Annotated in this window: 13 protein-coding genes, 2 tRNA genes and 1 pseudogene; 5 read left to right on the forward strand and 11 right to left on the reverse strand. The window is 38.5% G+C overall.

Features of this window, described 5'->3' with window-relative positions:
- The first annotated feature begins 143 nt into the window (after window positions 1–143).
- Complete coding sequence (locus NYR25_08750; protein ID UWF33658.1) at window positions 144–707, forward strand: TIGR00730 family Rossman fold protein; 564 nt, start codon at window positions 144–146, stop codon at window positions 705–707.
- Here the strand turns inward: NYR25_08750 and NYR25_08755 are convergent.
- Complete coding sequence (locus NYR25_08755; protein ID UWF33659.1) at window positions 704–994, reverse strand: hypothetical protein; 291 nt, start codon at window positions 992–994, stop codon at window positions 704–706. The two genes, NYR25_08750 and NYR25_08755, sit on opposite strands and share 4 nt — an antisense overlap.
- Window positions 995–1,159: 165 nt before the next feature.
- Here NYR25_08755 and NYR25_08760 point away from each other — a divergent pair, with 165 nt between their 5' ends.
- The 3 genes from NYR25_08760 (at window position 1,160) to NYR25_08770 (ending at window position 5,247) form a co-directional block, all read left to right on the forward strand.
- Window positions 1,160–1,918, forward strand: coding sequence for an ABC transporter ATP-binding protein (locus tag NYR25_08760; GenBank protein UWF33660.1), 759 nt, complete (start codon window positions 1,160–1,162; stop codon window positions 1,916–1,918).
- A 12-nt stretch (window positions 1,919–1,930) separates the two neighbouring features.
- Window positions 1,931–3,736 carry an FtsX-like permease family protein gene (locus tag NYR25_08765; protein ID UWF33661.1) on the forward strand — a complete coding sequence of 602 codons (1,806 nt, stop codon included), beginning with the start codon at window positions 1,931–1,933 and terminating at the stop codon, window positions 3,734–3,736.
- A gap of 614 nt (window positions 3,737–4,350) precedes the next feature.
- Window positions 4,351–5,247 carry a hypothetical protein gene (locus NYR25_08770; protein UWF33662.1) on the forward strand — a complete coding sequence of 299 codons (897 nt, stop codon included), beginning with the start codon at window positions 4,351–4,353 and terminating at the stop codon, window positions 5,245–5,247.
- A gap of 228 nt (window positions 5,248–5,475) precedes the next feature.
- Here the strand turns inward: NYR25_08770 and gltX are convergent, their stop codons facing one another.
- The 7 genes from gltX to NYR25_08805 all read right to left on the reverse strand — a co-directional run bounded on the left by gltX (window position 5,476) and on the right by NYR25_08805 (window position 12,266).
- Window positions 5,476–6,981 (reverse strand): glutamate--tRNA ligase, encoded by a 1,506-nt coding sequence (gene gltX / locus NYR25_08775; protein UWF33663.1) that lies wholly within the window; start codon window positions 6,979–6,981, stop codon window positions 5,476–5,478.
- Between the two features lie 19 nt (window positions 6,982–7,000).
- Window positions 7,001–8,437: a glutamate decarboxylase gene (locus NYR25_08780; GenBank protein UWF33664.1), complete on the reverse strand. Its 1,437-nt coding sequence runs from the start codon at window positions 8,435–8,437 to the stop codon at window positions 7,001–7,003.
- A gap of 62 nt (window positions 8,438–8,499) precedes the next feature.
- Window positions 8,500–10,023 (reverse strand): amino acid permease, encoded by a 1,524-nt coding sequence (locus NYR25_08785; GenBank protein UWF33665.1) that lies wholly within the window; start codon window positions 10,021–10,023, stop codon window positions 8,500–8,502.
- A 480-nt stretch (window positions 10,024–10,503) separates the two neighbouring features.
- Window positions 10,504–11,085 (reverse strand): TetR/AcrR family transcriptional regulator C-terminal domain-containing protein, encoded by a 582-nt coding sequence (locus tag NYR25_08790; GenBank protein ID UWF33666.1) that lies wholly within the window; start codon window positions 11,083–11,085, stop codon window positions 10,504–10,506.
- 239 nt (window positions 11,086–11,324) lie between these two features.
- Window positions 11,325–11,396: transfer RNA gene (locus tag NYR25_08795), tRNA-Gln, on the reverse strand.
- A gap of 6 nt (window positions 11,397–11,402) precedes the next feature.
- Window positions 11,403–11,474 (reverse strand) — tRNA-Glu (locus tag NYR25_08800).
- 204 nt (window positions 11,475–11,678) lie between these two features.
- Window positions 11,679–12,266, reverse strand: coding sequence for a DNA-3-methyladenine glycosylase (locus tag NYR25_08805; protein ID UWF33667.1), 588 nt, complete (start codon window positions 12,264–12,266; stop codon window positions 11,679–11,681).
- A gap of 117 nt (window positions 12,267–12,383) precedes the next feature.
- Here NYR25_08805 and NYR25_08810 point away from each other — a divergent pair.
- Window positions 12,384–13,802: pseudogene (locus tag NYR25_08810) on the forward strand (C69 family dipeptidase).
- Window positions 13,803–13,994: 192 nt separating this feature from the next.
- Here the strand turns inward: NYR25_08810 and NYR25_08815 are convergent.
- The 3 genes from NYR25_08815 to NYR25_08825 form a co-directional block, all read right to left on the reverse strand.
- On the reverse strand, window positions 13,995–14,723 hold the full coding sequence (locus tag NYR25_08815) for an EAL domain-containing protein (GenBank protein UWF33668.1): 729 nt from the start codon (window positions 14,721–14,723) through the stop codon (window positions 13,995–13,997).
- Window positions 14,724–14,734: 11 nt separating this feature from the next.
- Window positions 14,735–15,937, reverse strand: coding sequence for a GGDEF domain-containing protein (locus tag NYR25_08820; protein UWF33669.1), 1,203 nt, complete (start codon window positions 15,935–15,937; stop codon window positions 14,735–14,737).
- 437 nt (window positions 15,938–16,374) lie between these two features.
- Window positions 16,375–16,587, reverse strand: a complete 213-nt coding sequence (locus NYR25_08825; protein UWF33670.1) for a hypothetical protein — start codon at window positions 16,585–16,587, stop codon at window positions 16,375–16,377.
- Between the last annotated feature and the right edge of the window lie 119 nt (window positions 16,588–16,706).

Below are 16,706 nucleotides of genomic sequence, written 5' to 3' on the forward strand. Positions count from 1 at the left end.
ATAACAAATCAAACAGCTTGCGCGCTCAACCCCTCCTCTAACACTACCAGAGATGATTTTACCACCCCATCATCACTTATTAAAACGACGAATTGGCGTGGTAAGATAGCTATAACTTTGAAATAGGAAAGGAACTTTTATATATGAGAAAAATCGCAGTATTTTGTGGCGCTGCCGAAGGTGAATCCGTTCGTTATTCTGCAGCAGCTCAACAACTAGGACAATACTTAGCAAACCACCAAATTGGACTAGTATACGGTGGGGGCAAATACGGGTTAATGGGTCAGATTGCTACGGCCGTATTAAACTCTGGTGGCTACGTAGAGGGAATCATACCCCAAAACCTTGCCGACCGTGGCGCTAGTTACACGACGATTTCACATCTCGAGGTGGTTGAAAACATGACGGTCCGTAAGCAACGGATGATGGAGCTGGCTGACGGTTTCATCGCCCTTCCCGGTGGCCCAGGCACGCTTGAAGAAATTGCAGAGGTGTATTCTTGGTCGCTAATTGGTGAAAATGCCAAACCGTGCGTCCTTTATAACGTTGCCCACTACTACGATGCTCTCCAAGAATTTTACGACCACATGGTAAAAAACGGGTTCTTGGCAAAACCCGCTCGAGAGAAGCTATTCTTTTCAGACTCTTTAAACGAAATTTTCCAATTCATCACTAATTACAATCCTCCCGCAATTCGTCGGTACTAAGCCAACAGCGACACCACCAACAGGATTGTCACAATCACCCGGACCACAAAATGGGGCCAGTTAATGTTGAAGAATATCAACTGACCGTTAATTAACGAAACTGGCAGAACGAGTACTAATCCAGCAACCCCTAACCACGGTTGGATGAAGTTAAGGAGCATTAACGCTCCCACAATAATATTGGCCGCCATGATCCAGGTTTCTACCTGTGCCTCAATTCGAAGCGCACTATAGATTAAGAAACCTCCATATAACATGGTTAATATAATTCCAATGGTATGTGTCATTGCGGCCACTCCTTGTAATTTATATTGAAGAAATCGTTATCTTTTACTAAGTCCATTGTAACAATATCGCGACAAAAATAGAGAATAAAGTTTAAGGTTGACATCTCACTCATTTATTTATATAGTTAGTCACATAAGTAATTAAGTAATTCGGGAGGGACTTTTATGAACAACCAAAATATCGTTAGTGTTTCGGACTTACGCAAAACTTATGGGGGAAAAAACGAACGCCAATACGAAGCACTAAAAGGAATCAATTTTGATGTTCAAACAGGGGAATTTGTGGGGATCATGGGAGCATCTGGTTCCGGGAAAACTACCCTATTGAACATGTTAGCTACTTTAGATAAGCCAACCAGTGGACAGGTACTAATTAACCAACAGGACGTTACTCGTCTAAAGGGCAACCAAATCGCTGATTTCCGTTCTAAAGAAATTGGCTTTATCTTCCAAGACTTTAACCTTTTGGAAACTTTGACGGCGGAAGAAAACATCGCGTTACCACTTTCTTTACAAGGTATTCGTCGCAGTGCAATTAAACGTGCCGTTCACGCAGTTGCAGAAACCTTATCCATCCAAGATCTATTACGGAAATACCCTACTGAGCTTTCTGGTGGGCAAAAACAACGGGTGGCTGCTGCGCGGGCCATCGTTCATCAACCAGCATTGCTATTGGGTGACGAACCAACTGGGGCATTAGACTCTAACAGTGCCCGGGAAATGTTGGAATTATTAACGGATATTAACCAAAAACAAGGCGTTTCCGTCCTCTTGGTTACCCACGATCCGTTCTCCGCAAGCTTCTGTCACCGGATCCTTTTCATTAAGGACGGAATCATTGGCCAAGAATTGCGGCGCAACGGTACTTCACGTTCCGAGTTCTATCAAGAAATTCTTGAAAAACTTGGCACGTTTGAACAGTAGGAGGTTTAGATAATGTTACTCAGACTAGCTCTTTCTAATATTAAAAGCCACCTTCGTGATTACGTGGTCTTGCTGACTGGTTTGGTAATGTCTTCGGCTATTTTTTACATGTTCGCCAACTTGGCAACTAACGAAAACTTTATCAAAGCAAATGCTAACTTTAAATTTGCCAGCCCAGTTTTTATATTTGGGGAAGTTTTATTGGTAATCATCACGTTTGTTTACGTAATGTATGCCAATTCATTCCTATTGAACATGCGGCTTCATGATTATGGATTATTCATGATGCTAGGCGCAAAAAAACGACGCGTTGGTAGCCTCATGGTTTTTGAAACCATGGCCGTGGGGATTATCGCTACCGTCTTAGGTTTACTATTAGGTGTAGGATTAACTGGTGGAATTTCACAACTACTATTCAGCCACCTTGGGTTAGAAATTCATAAATTCAACCCAATCTATTTCAAGGCAATTCTGACAACAATCTTGTTATACTTGATCCTGTTCTTTATTGCCGCACTGTTTAACCTACAATCCTTAGTTCGGAAGCCCGTTTTAAAGCTACTTAAGCAAACTGACACCGTCGACCGAATTAAGATTAATCCCATTGGACTGCTTTTCTCTGGCGTTGCTGGAATTGTCCTTGTGGGAATTGGTTATTACGCACTCGCTAAGATTACGGAACTTCAACTTTCCGCAATTCCAATTGCGTTAGTTACCATCGTAGTTGGTAGTTTCTTGATTTTCCGTTCTAGTATGACGTTGATCATCCATTGGTTAAAGAATTCCGGGTTTGCACAACGGAAGTTAAACAACTTTACCCTTTCGCAAATCATGTTCCGGATTCGGGATTACAACAAGATTTTAACCATTACTTCGTTACTTTTTGCTTTAGCATTAGGAGCAATTACGGTTGGTTCCGCCTTTAATCGTGAAATTGATTCAACGGCGAAATTACAGAGTGCCTACACTATGGCTCTCAACAACCCTACTGCTAAAGAAAAACAATTGGTTAACAAACTAACGGATGTCCAAGTAACTAGCTACGACCAGAAGTTTGCAAATTCACACGTTTACTATAATGAAGACCAATTTGAACAACACCCTTACTATACGGTGAAGTACAATCCTAACGTTGAGCATCCCGCTGAAGCAAAGCGCGTCAAGACGTCACTAACTGATTTAAAAAATGACGTTAGCCATAGCATGGACTTCATTGGCCTCGGTGGTTCGAAGATCGACACTGCGCCTCAATTTTATCCTACTGCTAAATTTGACCAACTGAATGGTGAGAAAGGTACCGTTAGCCTCATCACCGTTAAAAACATTGGTGAAAATCGCACCGTTTTACAGAAGCTTTACGACATGCAAACCAATGCACATCCACAGCCAGAAGAGTTTATTAGTGGAGTGGGGACTTTCCCAGCTTACCTAGTGCTCAGTGGAATCTATGGTGGTCTAGAATTCATCGGTTACTTCTTAGGAATTGCATTCCTTGCAATGCTAGCAAGTTGCTTGATGTTTAAGATTCTTTCAGGAACTCGTCAAGATACCGTGCGTTACAACCTCTTAAACAAGATTGGAACCCGGCGTTCCTTGATGAAGAAGAGTATCAATCACGAAATTTTTGTATTGTTCGCCCTTCCGGGAATCTTGGGAGTTGTTGATGTTTTGTTTGGACTTCAAATGTTCAAACCGCTATTACACAACCCGTACTACCATATTCAATACCCAATAATTATCTTTGTAGTGGTATATTTGATCTACTACTTCTTAACTACTTGGATTTACAAGTTGATCGTATTGCCAAAGAAGAATTAACGTATTAAATAGGGATAGGAAAACTACATTCAGTTTAAAAGGCTCTCTGTCAACAAGTGTGGATAGAAGCTGTTAAGGGAAATCATTTCGTTTAGCTACGAATTGGTTTTCTTTTTTAGTTTTGAGTGAAAATTCAATAAATATGTGATCTCTTAGATGCTGCCAATTTCGATAGCCGTAGACTGTTCGATTAATTTACTTGATTTTACGAATAACTTCCTCAATTCGTCCATTGGATAGCGACAAGCGCATGACGTTGATATATGGTAATAGACACATTACCGATTACGCAATAACCCTCTTCTTCTTCCATAACAGAGTTTATTTTTATATTGGGGTCACTTTTAGTTAAATTATCTTGTATATCTCTTTACGGGACCATATTAACATCTGCTTTCAATTTGGTTTTGGCCGACATGATTGTATCATTAATGATGATATGGTCCCTTTTTGCACGAAAAAAGTGTCGACAAGCATTTTTTACTGTTCATCCACACTCATTATTCTAGAGCCTCATTTTTTTAATGTACTTGGTAATTTTTCTATCGTATAATATTCTTATATAGTTTCATTAAACTATATATATTTATTAAGTCGTGAAAGGAGAGAGTTAAATGCATAAGTACTTGTTGTCTAGCTTCATATCAGCGTTGAACGAATTGAGCACCTATCAGTTCAACAATCTACAACCCGCAAACAATGCAATTTCATTAAATAGGAGAAGTAGCCAAGAACAGCAGCAAGCTATGCTTTTCTCCGAATACGGCGCCGAAAAACAAAACATAGGTGTTCAATTTGTTAATTGGCTTAGAACCCACAAAAAGCTTCCTTCATTAAGGGAACGAAAACGCTGTTTTGCAGATTTTAAAAATAATGTGGAGTTAATTCGGGACAAAAAAATTGAAGTTGATACTAACGTCCGTTTCATAGATAAGGTAGACCTGTCGCTAGACATTTCTACCATTAGATCTGTTACTCCAGAAGAAGCTGTTGATATTTATAAGCGTCAAATGCGCTTTATCTCCATGTACTCAAAAGCTGCCAATCCATTCCAAACTCTACGAGATCTTTTTAGCAAAGCGTCTGTCTTTAATAGGCCTACTAACTACGGATATCCTATGCCAGAAGACTTCGCCGGATCTTTTGTAAATTTCTTGTTAGATTATTACTTTGATCAATACGTATCAACGGAATCTGATTGGAACATTTATGTAATGCAGCAAAGAATGGCTCTTAATGAAATTGAGAGCGATGTATTCACTTTACTGAATGGAAAGGAATTATCTAAAGCCATTGATGAAAATGGCGAAATCCAAATTACTATCTTTTCAACCATAGGCATGGAAATAATTGCCGATTTACTTAGACCTGTTAGGGTTACTACTCCCCAAGTTGAGCACTTGCAAGCAGCCTTTACTAATAATATTTGGAGAGAATATTTCCCATACACTTGGGCTCTTGTTTATCCAAAACTAGCTCAACACTACATGCAAAATACTTTTAATGATTAATTAATAACCAAAAAATAAAAACGTTGCCGCCTTGGTAACATTTTTATTTAGTTCTACAATCTGTTGTTGGTAATAGATTCCTCTATTGCTAATGGCAGATTTTTTAAGTTTAGATTTAGAGTACTTTACGTCTTCCACGTACATACTAAAAAAGCCCTAATCACCAAGTGATTAGAACTTTCAAAAACCTAATTTACCAACAGCAATTGTCAAAGAGCCCTTCATTTTTTACTTTTTAATCACTAATTGATCAAGTGCTTTGTCTGCCAAACTAACGATTGTACTAATCGAATATAAGGTTAATATATTAGCAATTTGTGGAACCGAACTCTTACCTCCAAAGGCAATATTAAGTGGGAAGTATAACTCTTTACCCTTGAGTCCAGTTTTCTCACCTACAACTTGAATCAATTTATTAAAGTCCAAGCTAGAATTGTTACAGGACGATAACACTTCTTCCTTAAATGTTTTCAAAACATTAATCAAATTATCCTTTTCGAAGTCATCAAAATCTGAATAGTCAAACTTTTGTTCAGTAATATTAGAATAAAACAAAACCAGATTCATAAAATCACTTAGTCGATAAGCCTCACGCTGATAAATATCAATAATTGAGCTCAAGAATCCCCTTAAATTAGGGAGATTGGAATCTCGCAACCTAACTGCAACATCCGTTTTTCCTTCGTCAACTAATGACAATGTCCGTTTCGTTAATTCTTCAACTGACATTTGCTTAATATAAGAAGCATTCATCCAGTCAAGCTTGTGTTGGTCAAAAAACGCTGGTGACCGAGACATTCTATTTGGATCGTAAGCTTCAATAAGTTCCGATTTAGAGAAGATTTCCTTTTCACCAACGGGTGACCAACCCAAGAAGGCGATAAAGTTAAAGATTGCTTCACTAAGATAACCTTCGTTTTTATATTGACTAATAAATTGAAGGGTTTCCTTGTCCCTTTTACTTAACTTCTTATGAGTCTTTGGATTATAGATTAAAGTAATGTGCCCAAATTCAGGAGGCGTTAGCCCCAAAGATTCGTAGACAGCGATTTGCTTCGGGGTATTAGCGATATGATCATCCCCTCGAAGAACATGCGTAATGTCCATGAGGTAATCGTCAATTACAACCGCAAAGTTATACGTTGGCATTCCATTACTCTTTTGGATAATGAAATCTCCACCCATATTATTTGAGTTGAATTGGACGTCACCCTTTACAATATCGTGCCATTTGTAGATATGATCCTTAGGCAAATGGATTCTAACGCTAGGCTTAATTCCTAGCTTTTCTGCATTAAGCTGATCTTCTTTACTCCGTCCATACCAACGACCATCATAATGAGGGGGCTCACCGTTTGCGCGTTGCTCTTCACGCATCTTCTTTAATTCATCTTCAGTTGTGTAATCCTTGTACGCAATTCCCTTTTCAAGAAGTTCATCAATAAAGCGCAAATATAGCTTTTCTCTTTGTGTTTGATGATAAGGAGCATACCTGGGATTTGGCTTATCAGGGCCTTCATCCCAATCAATTCCAAGCCAATGAAGATTCTCAATTTGGCTTTGTTCACCATTTTTTACATTTCTTTTTGTGTCGGTGTCTTCAATTCTTAACACCATTGTTCCGTTAAAATGCTTTGCGAAAAGATAATTAAACAATGCCGATTGTGCATTACCGATGTGCAAAAAGCCTGTTGGACTTGGAGCATACCTAACACGTACTTTTTTATTATCCATTTGTAACTCTTCTCCCAATCTACTTATTTATTGTCATAGCACTGCTAACTTTGGTTTCAGCCTCATCTTCCACGACTCCACCATGTTGTTCATTAAGGTTATGAATTGCCATGTGCAAGTCATCAATGAAATCGTTAGTAATTGTCATACTCATTGATGGTCTTACAACAATTCTACTAATGGTTGTATCCTGGCGGTTCTTTGGTAGTGGATATGCTGGAACTTGCCAACCAAACTTAGAAAGTTCTGACTCTAAATCATATAAATTCCAATTAACATCAGCATTGTCTGCCAGTTTCCAACAGTTAATTGGTAATTGGCTACCATCATTTACGATTTCAAAAATACCAATATTTTCAAGCTCATTTGTAATCTTTTTGGATACATTTCTAACATTTTCCATGATTGCTTTGTAACCTTTGAACCCAAAACGAATAAAGTTGTAGTATTGACCCACAACATGTGCACCACTATGTGAGAAGTTTATGGCAATTGAGTCAACAGTTGAGCCTAAATATGGTACTTCAAAACGCATTTCCTTTGGTAGGTATTCTTCAGTATTATGTCTCCATACAATCCAACCAACACCAGGGTATACCATTCCATATTTGTGACCTGAAACATTAATTGAAACAACATTCTTAAGTCTAAAATCCCATGGATTAAATCCATCTACAAATGGGGAAAACATTGCACCAAAGGCACCATCGACGTGAATCTTAACTGGCATTACAGCACTCTTGTTATACTCATCAACAAGCTTGTCAAGACGCTGAATATCGTCTACAGCACCCGTATAGGTGATTCCTTGGATTCCAACAATACCAATTGTGTTTTCATCGACATAATCCATCACACGATCCATATCCATTGACATGTGATCTTGGTCGATAGGAACTTGTCTTAATTCCACATTCCAGTAAGTGCAGAATTTTTCCCAAACTACTTGATATCCCGACATGATTACCAAGTTTGGCTGGTGATGGTGCAAATCTTTAGTATCAAATCCGATATTTTCTGCACGGTGCTTCCAGCTCATTAATAACGCTAGTCCACCAAGCATACAACCTTCTGAAGATCCCACAGTCGAAGTACCAATAAAGTCTTTGTACATCTTTTCATTCTTAGGAATTCCCCAAAGATGAGCTAACATGCTAACACAATAATTTTCCATTGCTGCTGTCTTTGGATATTCTGACTTGTCAATGGCATTGGTATTCAATGCATTTGTCATTAACTTTTCAGCTTCTGGTTCCATTTGTGTTGTACAGAAAGTTGCTAGATTTTGATTTGCTTTTGCTTCGTTAAGACGGTAGTGTTCAACAAGCTGTGAAGCGATGTTTGCTGGCATTGGGTGCTCAGGCATAATATCAGTTGGTAATGACTGACCTGATTCAATACTACCTAAAAAGTTCTGTTCTAAACCAATTTCATCTAAAATCTGCTCTTTTTCCATAATATATTTGGCAACAAGATTATTAGTTTTGTTGTCTTACCTCCTTCAGGTTAATATTCAAATTATTTTGTTTTTTCCATCGATTCTTCTGCATTACCGACAGGGACGCTAAGATTAGTTTGATCTTCTTCAGCAGGCAATCCAAGTTCTTCTGACCATTTCTTGTGATAACGGTAAAGAATAAATGGAATGAAAAATACAACAACAAATCCTGTAATAAGCAACGTTAAGTAAGTATGTTGTGACGCCACACTCATATCTTTAGGTGGGAAGAATGTAACTACGAATCCAAACGCTGATAGTACAAGTCCCAACACGCCATAAACGATTCTTAGCACTTTACTTTTTGATGCTAAATAAGACCTATCGATGGATGAATGCTTAATTTGTAACACTAAATAACTTGCAAATAGCAACATGTACATTAAAGTGTATAAAGCAACTGTTAAACTCATTGCGGTTTGAAAAGATAAGTTTGCTTTACTACCACCGGCACCAAATGTTAATAATGCACCCATGATTGAAACGATAACTCCTTGAAGTACCATGACATTGGTTTCAATCCCATATTTATTTGCCTTAGAAAATCTTGGTGGTAAAAATCCTGACTTAGCAGCTTCGAACATTCCAGCGTTAGGTCCAACTACCCAACTACTAATTTCACCAAGAACACCGACAGCTAATAGGAAACCACTTAGTTTTTCGATAAAGACAACCGAAACTCCATATTTGGCAACCAAGGCTCCGTATGCATAAACAATACCAGTACTTAATTGAATTTGATCATTAGGTATAGTACCAGCAATTGCCATACTACCAATAATATCTGAAGCAATCGCTGCGATTGCCAAAGCTAACATTACTTTGGGATATACTTTTGGTTCATTAAGATCCTTAACATGAGGTGCTGATCCTTCTGCACCAGCAAAGGCTAAAATAAATGGCACAAACCCAACAAGAACATCTCCACTCCATGCCTTAGGGAGAATAGTATGCATATTAATGTCAATAAGCATCCGATTGCCTTGAATTAAGTACACTATAAAGATAATCAATAAAAACATAACAGGAATAATAACACCTAAGCTAAAGCACCATTGGGCAATTTTTCCAGTAACTTGTGTACCTTTTTGTTGAACAAGAATCAATCCCCAAAGAATAACCATCATCAACCCAAATTTAACAAATGGGTTGTTATTGATAATCGGCATTCCCACAGTGATTGAGAGGCACCCAATAATAAAATACATCATGGTGTTCATCCCAACTGTAATATGAATCCATTGGTAAAATAGTGCTGCCCAACCAGTTTTTTCACCTAACATGTTTCTAGACCAAGTAAAGATTCCACCTTTACTCCATCCGTCAATAGATGCCATTTCTCCTGAAGCTTTGGTAACCGGGATAAACCATAAAATTCCCGCTAAGAACAGGAAGAAGAAGGCAGTCGGTCCCTGCTTTGCAAATGCTGCAAACCCATAAACAGTCATAACCATCGACGTTGTCATTGAAAACAACTGGAACCCTGTTAAACGATTTGCACTCTTAACATTTGCGGCATTGGATTCAACTTCATTTGTATCCATAATAGCAAATCTCCTTCTAACCATTCGTCAGCGCTTTCATAAAGTGCGACAAACAATCATCTTAAATTTATTATCTAGCAACTAGTTACAAGTACATAGTACAAATCGATAGAGCTTATTTAAATATACATAAAGTCGTTTATGTATAGTTTTTGTGCACTTCGCTGAAAAATGTCCGAAAATCAACTTATTTTTTACTGTGAGTCAGTTGCTGATCTATAAAAACCACGTTTATTGCCAATAATATGTATTGTAAAAGAACGTATTTATACCGTATTAATCAATATAATAATGGTAAAAGCTCCGTCAAATAAAAAAACCTATGTCCGGTTGAATTTCGGGCACAGGTAATGGGTAACAGCTAAATATTAACGTGTAAAAATTTCAAAAAATGCTCCATTTAATAATTAAAAGCACATCTCAACAATGAATATGTGCGAATCTAATCTATTCCGTAAAACTTAAAATACGAATTAAACACTATTCATGTCTAACACTTACTTCTTCGTTCAAATTTTCAATCCCAAGCAGCATCTTTAAATGATTTGAATCAATATTTAACAGATCATTAACTAACAGTTCAGGATTTTCACGTAATCCATCTCTAAACCAGTTGATAATAATTCCCTGAAGACCGTACTCAAAAAGTTTCCATGGCTGTCCGTCAAAGTCTGCACAAACCCGATTGTCTCCATCCTTAAACGATATAATTACGCTTCGAAGCATCAAATCTATTGATTCTAGTACGAAGTCGGCAAATAAAGAGTAAGCTGAAGAATCTACAATATTCTGGATAAAATTTCTGTTTAAATCAAGGTATCTAAAAATTCTTAAGTAACATTCTTGCCATTTCGTGTAATCGATACTTCGATTATTTTCAAGTGCAATTTTGTCTAAGCAATACTGAAGGCAGTCGTACTTGTCTTGAAAATGATAATAGAAAGTTTGTCTGTTAAGACCAGCACTCTTCACAATATCTTTCACTGTAACATCGTCGAAAGGTTCATTTGAAACTAGTTTTTTCAGTGCTTGAAAAATTTTCTTTCTTCCTTGTGATTCCATCATTTTCACTCATTTCTCTAAAAAATTTTAACGCTATTAATGTATCGTATTGATAACGTTTTCAATTATATCTTCAGTATACTACTAAACATTTCGTTCAAAATTTCTACTTAACATATTGGCAAAAGCTTATTGTTGAATTTTAATCAACTCTAAAATAAAAAGGAGCACAAAAAAGTCCAAGATTATAAACACCACTAAACTGACAAAAATTAGAGGTGTCTCAACCTTGAACTTTATTGGGTTAACTGGATTCGAACCAGTGCATCACGGGATCAAAACCCGTTGCCTTACCACTTGGCTATAACCCATTAATATGACCCGTACGGGATTCGAACCCATGTTACCGCCGTGAAAGGGCGGTGTCTTAACCACTTGACCAACGGGTCGTGAACATATTTATTATCTCCTCCTTACAACAAAATGTCTTCATACATTTTATTAAATTTGTATAGTAAGTGATTTTCTGGTTAACAAAAAATAACTAACAGCCTATAACAATTTTGAAAAATCGCTAAGTTTATTTAAATGCGTCCTTGCTTTTATAGCAATATATTATTTTTTCTTAAAATTTTGAGAAACTATTCGGGCTCTCACACTCTGCTTTTTCCATCATTCACAATCATCGCATGAAAATTCTTCCACTGTTCCGGTGTTAAATCTAGTTCTGCTTCCACCAGTTTTTTCGCGGCTTCATATCCCTTAGGCAACGGGCATTCCATTCGTTCAAAAAGTCGCCTACTATATTTATCAGCGATGAATCCCGGATGCTCAAAGGCGTACATCAACACGTAATCCGCCGTTTCTGGGCCAATCCCGTGTAGCGCTAGCAACTCCGCTCGAAGTTGGCTTGAAGTTAAATTCTGAATCCGTGAAACCGAAAAGTCGTAGCCCTTTGCCCATTGTAAAATGTTTTTAATAGTGGCCGCCTTTCGCGTATAAAACCCACTCGGACGGACATTTTGCTGCAATTCTTCGTCACTTAATTCTAAAATCAACTTCGGATTGAAGTTAAAATTTAGTTTCAAGTTGTTTAAACTAGGGACCACATTTCGCCAACTAGTATTTTGTACTAAAATTCCTCCGTACACGACTTCCCAGGGTGTTTCCTGCCATTCTTCTAGCCAAGGTTGCTTCCCCATTCGAGCGTACATCGTTTGATAAATTGTTTTAACCTGCACCGTTGCCACCTCCGTCCCCCATTATATCGGCGAATTTTAAAAAAATTATTATAAAAGGCCTAAAATTATTAGATTTGCGTTAGAATAGAAGATAATTAATATAAAGGAGTCCTGAATTTGACTGAAAAAGCCTGCACAACCGTTTTAGTTGGTAAGAAAGCCTCAATCGATGGTTCGACCATGGTCGCTCGTAATGACGACACTTTCTTGCCACTCGCACCGCACCGTTTTTACATGCATCCCGCTGAAAGTGGCGTAGACGAAACCATCGTCTCCTCACAAAATGGGTTCACAGCAAAATTACCTGCTAATGGCTACCGTCACAGCGCCGTTCCTAACATTGATCCTGATCGGGACGGAATCTATGACGAAAGTGGTTTTAACGAAAAGAACGTTGCCATGAGCGCCACCGAAAGTGTCTACGGCAATCCTAAGACCCTGGCGTACGATCCGCTCGTTCCTAATGGTCTTGCTGAAGACACCATGCCAACCATGGTACTTCCTTACATTGATTCCGCGCGGATGGGCGTAGAATACTTAGGTAAGTTAATTGCTAAGTATGGCTCTCCTGAAGGTAACGGCGTCATCTTCAGTGATAAGGATGACGTATGGTAGATGGAAATCGTCACGGGGCATCACTGGGTTGCTCAACGAATTCCTGACGATTCTTACGCCGTAGCTGCTAACCAAGTGGCAATTCAACAAGTTGACTTCAATGACCCTGACAACTTTATGTGGTCGGAAGGCATTCAAGAATTCGTTGAAAAATACCATTTGAACCCTGACCATGAAGGTTGGAACTTCCGGCACATCTTCGGTACCGATACCGAAAAAGACCGGCATTACAACACTCCTCGGGTTTGGTATGGTCAACGCTATCTTAATCCTGAAATTGAACAGGATCCGCAATCTTCAGAATTGCCATTCATTCGCCAAGCAAGCCGTAAAATTACGGTTGAAGACGTGGGCAACATTTTGAGTTCGCACTACAACGAAACTAAATACGATCCGTTTGGCCATGGTGATGACAAGGACCGCTTGAAGTTCCGGCCAATTTCAATGAACCGGACGCAAAATTCGCACGTTTTGCAAATTCGTAACGACGTGCCTGAAGATCGTTCCGCAATTTTCTGGCTTAACTTCGGGGTTCCAGCATTCAGCCCGTACGTGCCGTTCTTTAACAACGCTACGGATACGGACCCAAGCTACAGTGCTACTAAGCAAACCATGAATTTGGATGATGCTTACTGGATGTACCGCGCGGTTGGTTCCGTTGTGGAAGGCCACTATAGCCAATTCATCCAAAAGAACGTGGACTACGTAACTGCTTCTAAAGAATTCTTGCGTGGCCGGGTTGCTGAAATTGATCGTCAAGCCGCTGAATTATCTGGTGAAGAATTAACCAAGTTCTTAACCGAAGCTAACCATCAAACCGTGGCTGCCATGAAAGAGCGTACAATGAATCACTTCAATGATTTGCTCGCTACTGGATTAACGCTTTCGAAATTGACGTTTAATATGGATAAGAATCTTTAATACGAAAAAGAGACTGGGAAAATAATTCCCAGTCTCTTTTTTAGGAAAATTTGTTTCTCTGCTGCCTAATCAAAACACGTGCTCCAGCCACCAATTTTTTCTGGTTAACCAAATTTGGAGGCTAATCGCTCAACCCGCGACTAGCCTCCAAATCCAGTTAATCCTCGAAAATCACCCGGTGTCTTCCACACTCTAATTCTTTTCAATCGCCTGCGGTCTTCCCCAATAGTATCCCTGTTGTAGCTTAATACTATTGTCTACTAACCAATCGCTTACTGACAGATTATCAATTCCTTCAATAATCAAATCAATTTGGTTATCGATGGCCATCGAGCGCCACAGCATCACCGTTTCTTGTACTAAGTCTTTGCTTACGTTGCGTAATTGTAACAACGACAACTTGATTCGGTCAATATATTTACCGTACTCCCGAACAATGTTAAAACTGTTCATCCCGCTAGAAACATCATCAATTGCGATTCGGAACCCTAACTCATGAACCTTCTTAATCGGTTCAATCATTGAATTGTTGTAATATTGGTCAAAATACCGTTTGCTTGGAATTGCCTCCGTAATTTCCACCATCAAAGTCTTTTGGTATGGAATCAAGCTTTCCAAAGCTTCAATCGTGCTTGGGTATAACAACTGTTGGGGATCAATATTAAAACTAAAATATTGATCTGGCTTATTCTTCACTAATTCTTTTAGTTCACTAGCCATCCAATTACAAAAAATCCGGTTACTATCGTTATTGCGGATGTATTCTTTAAAGAGGGCCGCCGGAAATTTATTATCTTCTCCAGCTTCACGTAATAATAATTCATATTCCTGAAGCTTTCCTTTGGCATCGTCGTTACCTACCGCGAAAATTGGTTGTTCATAAAAACACAACTTATCTACCGCAGATTCTAATTCGGCCAACCTATCTTTCTCTAACTTAATGACGAAACATCCCCCTCTACAGATATACTATTTCTAGAATTATTTTTAGCTTGATACAAATATTTGTCAACACGTTTATAAAAGTCCTTGGCGCTTTGGTCACTTTCCTTAAGATCAGTGACCCCGATTGATACTGTAATACGGACGTCGAGGTCGTCTTTAACTTCAAAAGTCTTCTTAACTAGAATATCACGAATTTCTTTAACAATTGGTGCAGCTTCAGTTGCCGTTCGATTCCGGAAGATGATGGTGAACTCTTCTCCACCAACCCGGAATAGTTGGGCGTTAGCTTTTCGCTCAAACAATTCATCTGAAAATAGCTGAGCAACGTATTTTAAAACGCGATCCCCCACTTGATGGCCATATTGATCGTTAAAAAGTTTAAAGTTATCAATATCAAACATCGCCATGGCTACTGGTAAATCATTGTTGGAATATACTTCAAACACTTCATTGGAAACTTCGTTGAAAGTCCGCCGGTTGCGTACTCCAGTTAGGAAGTCGTAGCCGTTATCCTTTTCTAATTTCATATACCGTTTGATCATCGCCCGCACTTCAATATTTCCAAAGTGGACTAAAGTCATCATCAGCATAAACTCAAACGTTAATAAAAGTACTTGGCTGACCGTCATGGTCCGAATTCCTTTCAGAATCGACCACCAAGCCACCCCAAATAGGAATTGGGTAGCGTAATACCAGGCACTATCAATCAACCAATCACTATTCCGGTAAACAATCCAAATTATCGCAATCAACAGAATCATTGCTAATAAATTTAAAATATTAAATTGGGTTTGGTGCTTAATAATTGCGAGGCCGTAAATATAAATCGGCAGACCCATGTTAAACCACAGCACCGTTTTGCGATGCACAATGTATAGGCAGTAAAACAAGATAATAAACTGGGCGTTAGAATATTGCCACCCCAGTTGACTACTATCAATGTCCGCATTTAAAGCCATGAAAGTAGCTTGCAAAAAGAGCATCGCAATTGCAAGACTAACAAACCAGCTAATTTCCTCATAAACCATGGTGTCAGATTCATACCTGCCAAAAAAGCGGTCAATCCCGTACGAAACTAACGTCAAAATGCATAAAACACCAATCGTAATTGACGCAATAATTAACGTATTAAAACTAAAAAAACGCGCAAACCATTGTCCAATTGGACTTACAACCATACTAAAAGGCATTTTAAATATCTCCTATTCTTTTGCTATTCCAATTAAGGCATTTACGTAGTCGTCCACAAAGAAATAACCGGTATCCCTCGCCTAGCGCAAGAGAATTAATTATAATCCTCCCTTACCCACACTAAATGCAAAGGCTTATTTCCAACGTTCTACGACACCAAAATCAGAACCTAATCTTCCAATAAAAGTCAATCCTTAAAGTAATTATCCCCGCTATCCTCCAACGTCGCTAAAATCGCGTCATTTCCCCGATATCGACGACTCAATTACCGTTCTTAAGTATACGATTTTTATTAAATAATTTGCAAGTTAATATTATTAAAAATTAACTTATCTAAGTATTATTTTCTGCTTGCAACTTTTGCACGTAAAAAATACCCTTGAAGCTACGGTATGTCGCTGCTTCAAGGGTATTTATCTGTCCGAGACAGTAGTGCTTATTTTAACATATCTTCGGCGGTCTTCTTTAGGTCAGCATCGCTCATGCTTTCCCATTTCTTGGCTTCCGCAATTGTCTTAACTGTGTTGTGGCCATTTGAGTCCATAACGTGGTTCCACATTGCATCACGTACTGGAGTTGAATCGTCACTCCAATCAAATACTTCCTTCATTTGTTTATCCAAAAGTTGTGTCTTCAATGTTTCTGCCATAATAAAAGCCTCCAATAAACTGGGTGACCATGACTAAAGCTTAGCCATGCCGTTCATTTTATTATTGCACCCCACAACTCTGTTATACCACTGGTTGGGTGATTTGTTAATATAGAAGA

This window comes from Pediococcus acidilactici (assembly GCA_024970065.1).
Taxonomy (GTDB): Bacteria; Bacillota; Bacilli; order Lactobacillales; family Lactobacillaceae; genus Pediococcus; species Pediococcus acidilactici_A.

Excerpts from the sequence above, each read along its gene's own strand:
- NYR25_08760 (UWF33660.1), top strand. The coding sequence starts at position 1,160 with ATGAACAACCAAAATATCGTTAGTGTTTCGGACTTACGCAAAACTTAT.
- NYR25_08785 (UWF33665.1), bottom strand. The coding sequence starts at position 10,023 with ATGGATACAAATGAAGTTGAATCCAATGCCGCAAATGTTAAGAGTGCA.
- gltX (UWF33663.1), bottom strand. The coding sequence starts at position 6,981 with ATGGATAATAAAAAAGTACGTGTTAGGTATGCTCCAAGTCCAACAGGC.
- NYR25_08825 (UWF33670.1), bottom strand. The coding sequence starts at position 16,587 with ATGGCAGAAACATTGAAGACACAACTTTTGGATAAACAAATGAAGGAA.
- NYR25_08765 (UWF33661.1), top strand. The coding sequence starts at position 1,931 with ATGTTACTCAGACTAGCTCTTTCTAATATTAAAAGCCACCTTCGTGAT.
- NYR25_08780 (UWF33664.1), bottom strand. The coding sequence starts at position 8,437 with ATGGAAAAAGAGCAGATTTTAGATGAAATTGGTTTAGAACAGAACTTT.
- NYR25_08820 (UWF33669.1), bottom strand. The coding sequence starts at position 15,937 with ATGCCTTTTAGTATGGTTGTAAGTCCAATTGGACAATGGTTTGCGCGT.
- NYR25_08755 (UWF33659.1), bottom strand. The coding sequence starts at position 994 with ATGACACATACCATTGGAATTATATTAACCATGTTATATGGAGGTTTC.
- NYR25_08790 (UWF33666.1), bottom strand. The coding sequence starts at position 11,085 with ATGGAATCACAAGGAAGAAAGAAAATTTTTCAAGCACTGAAAAAACTA.
- NYR25_08770 (UWF33662.1), top strand. The coding sequence starts at position 4,351 with ATGCATAAGTACTTGTTGTCTAGCTTCATATCAGCGTTGAACGAATTG.
- NYR25_08750 (UWF33658.1), top strand. The coding sequence starts at position 144 with ATGAGAAAAATCGCAGTATTTTGTGGCGCTGCCGAAGGTGAATCCGTT.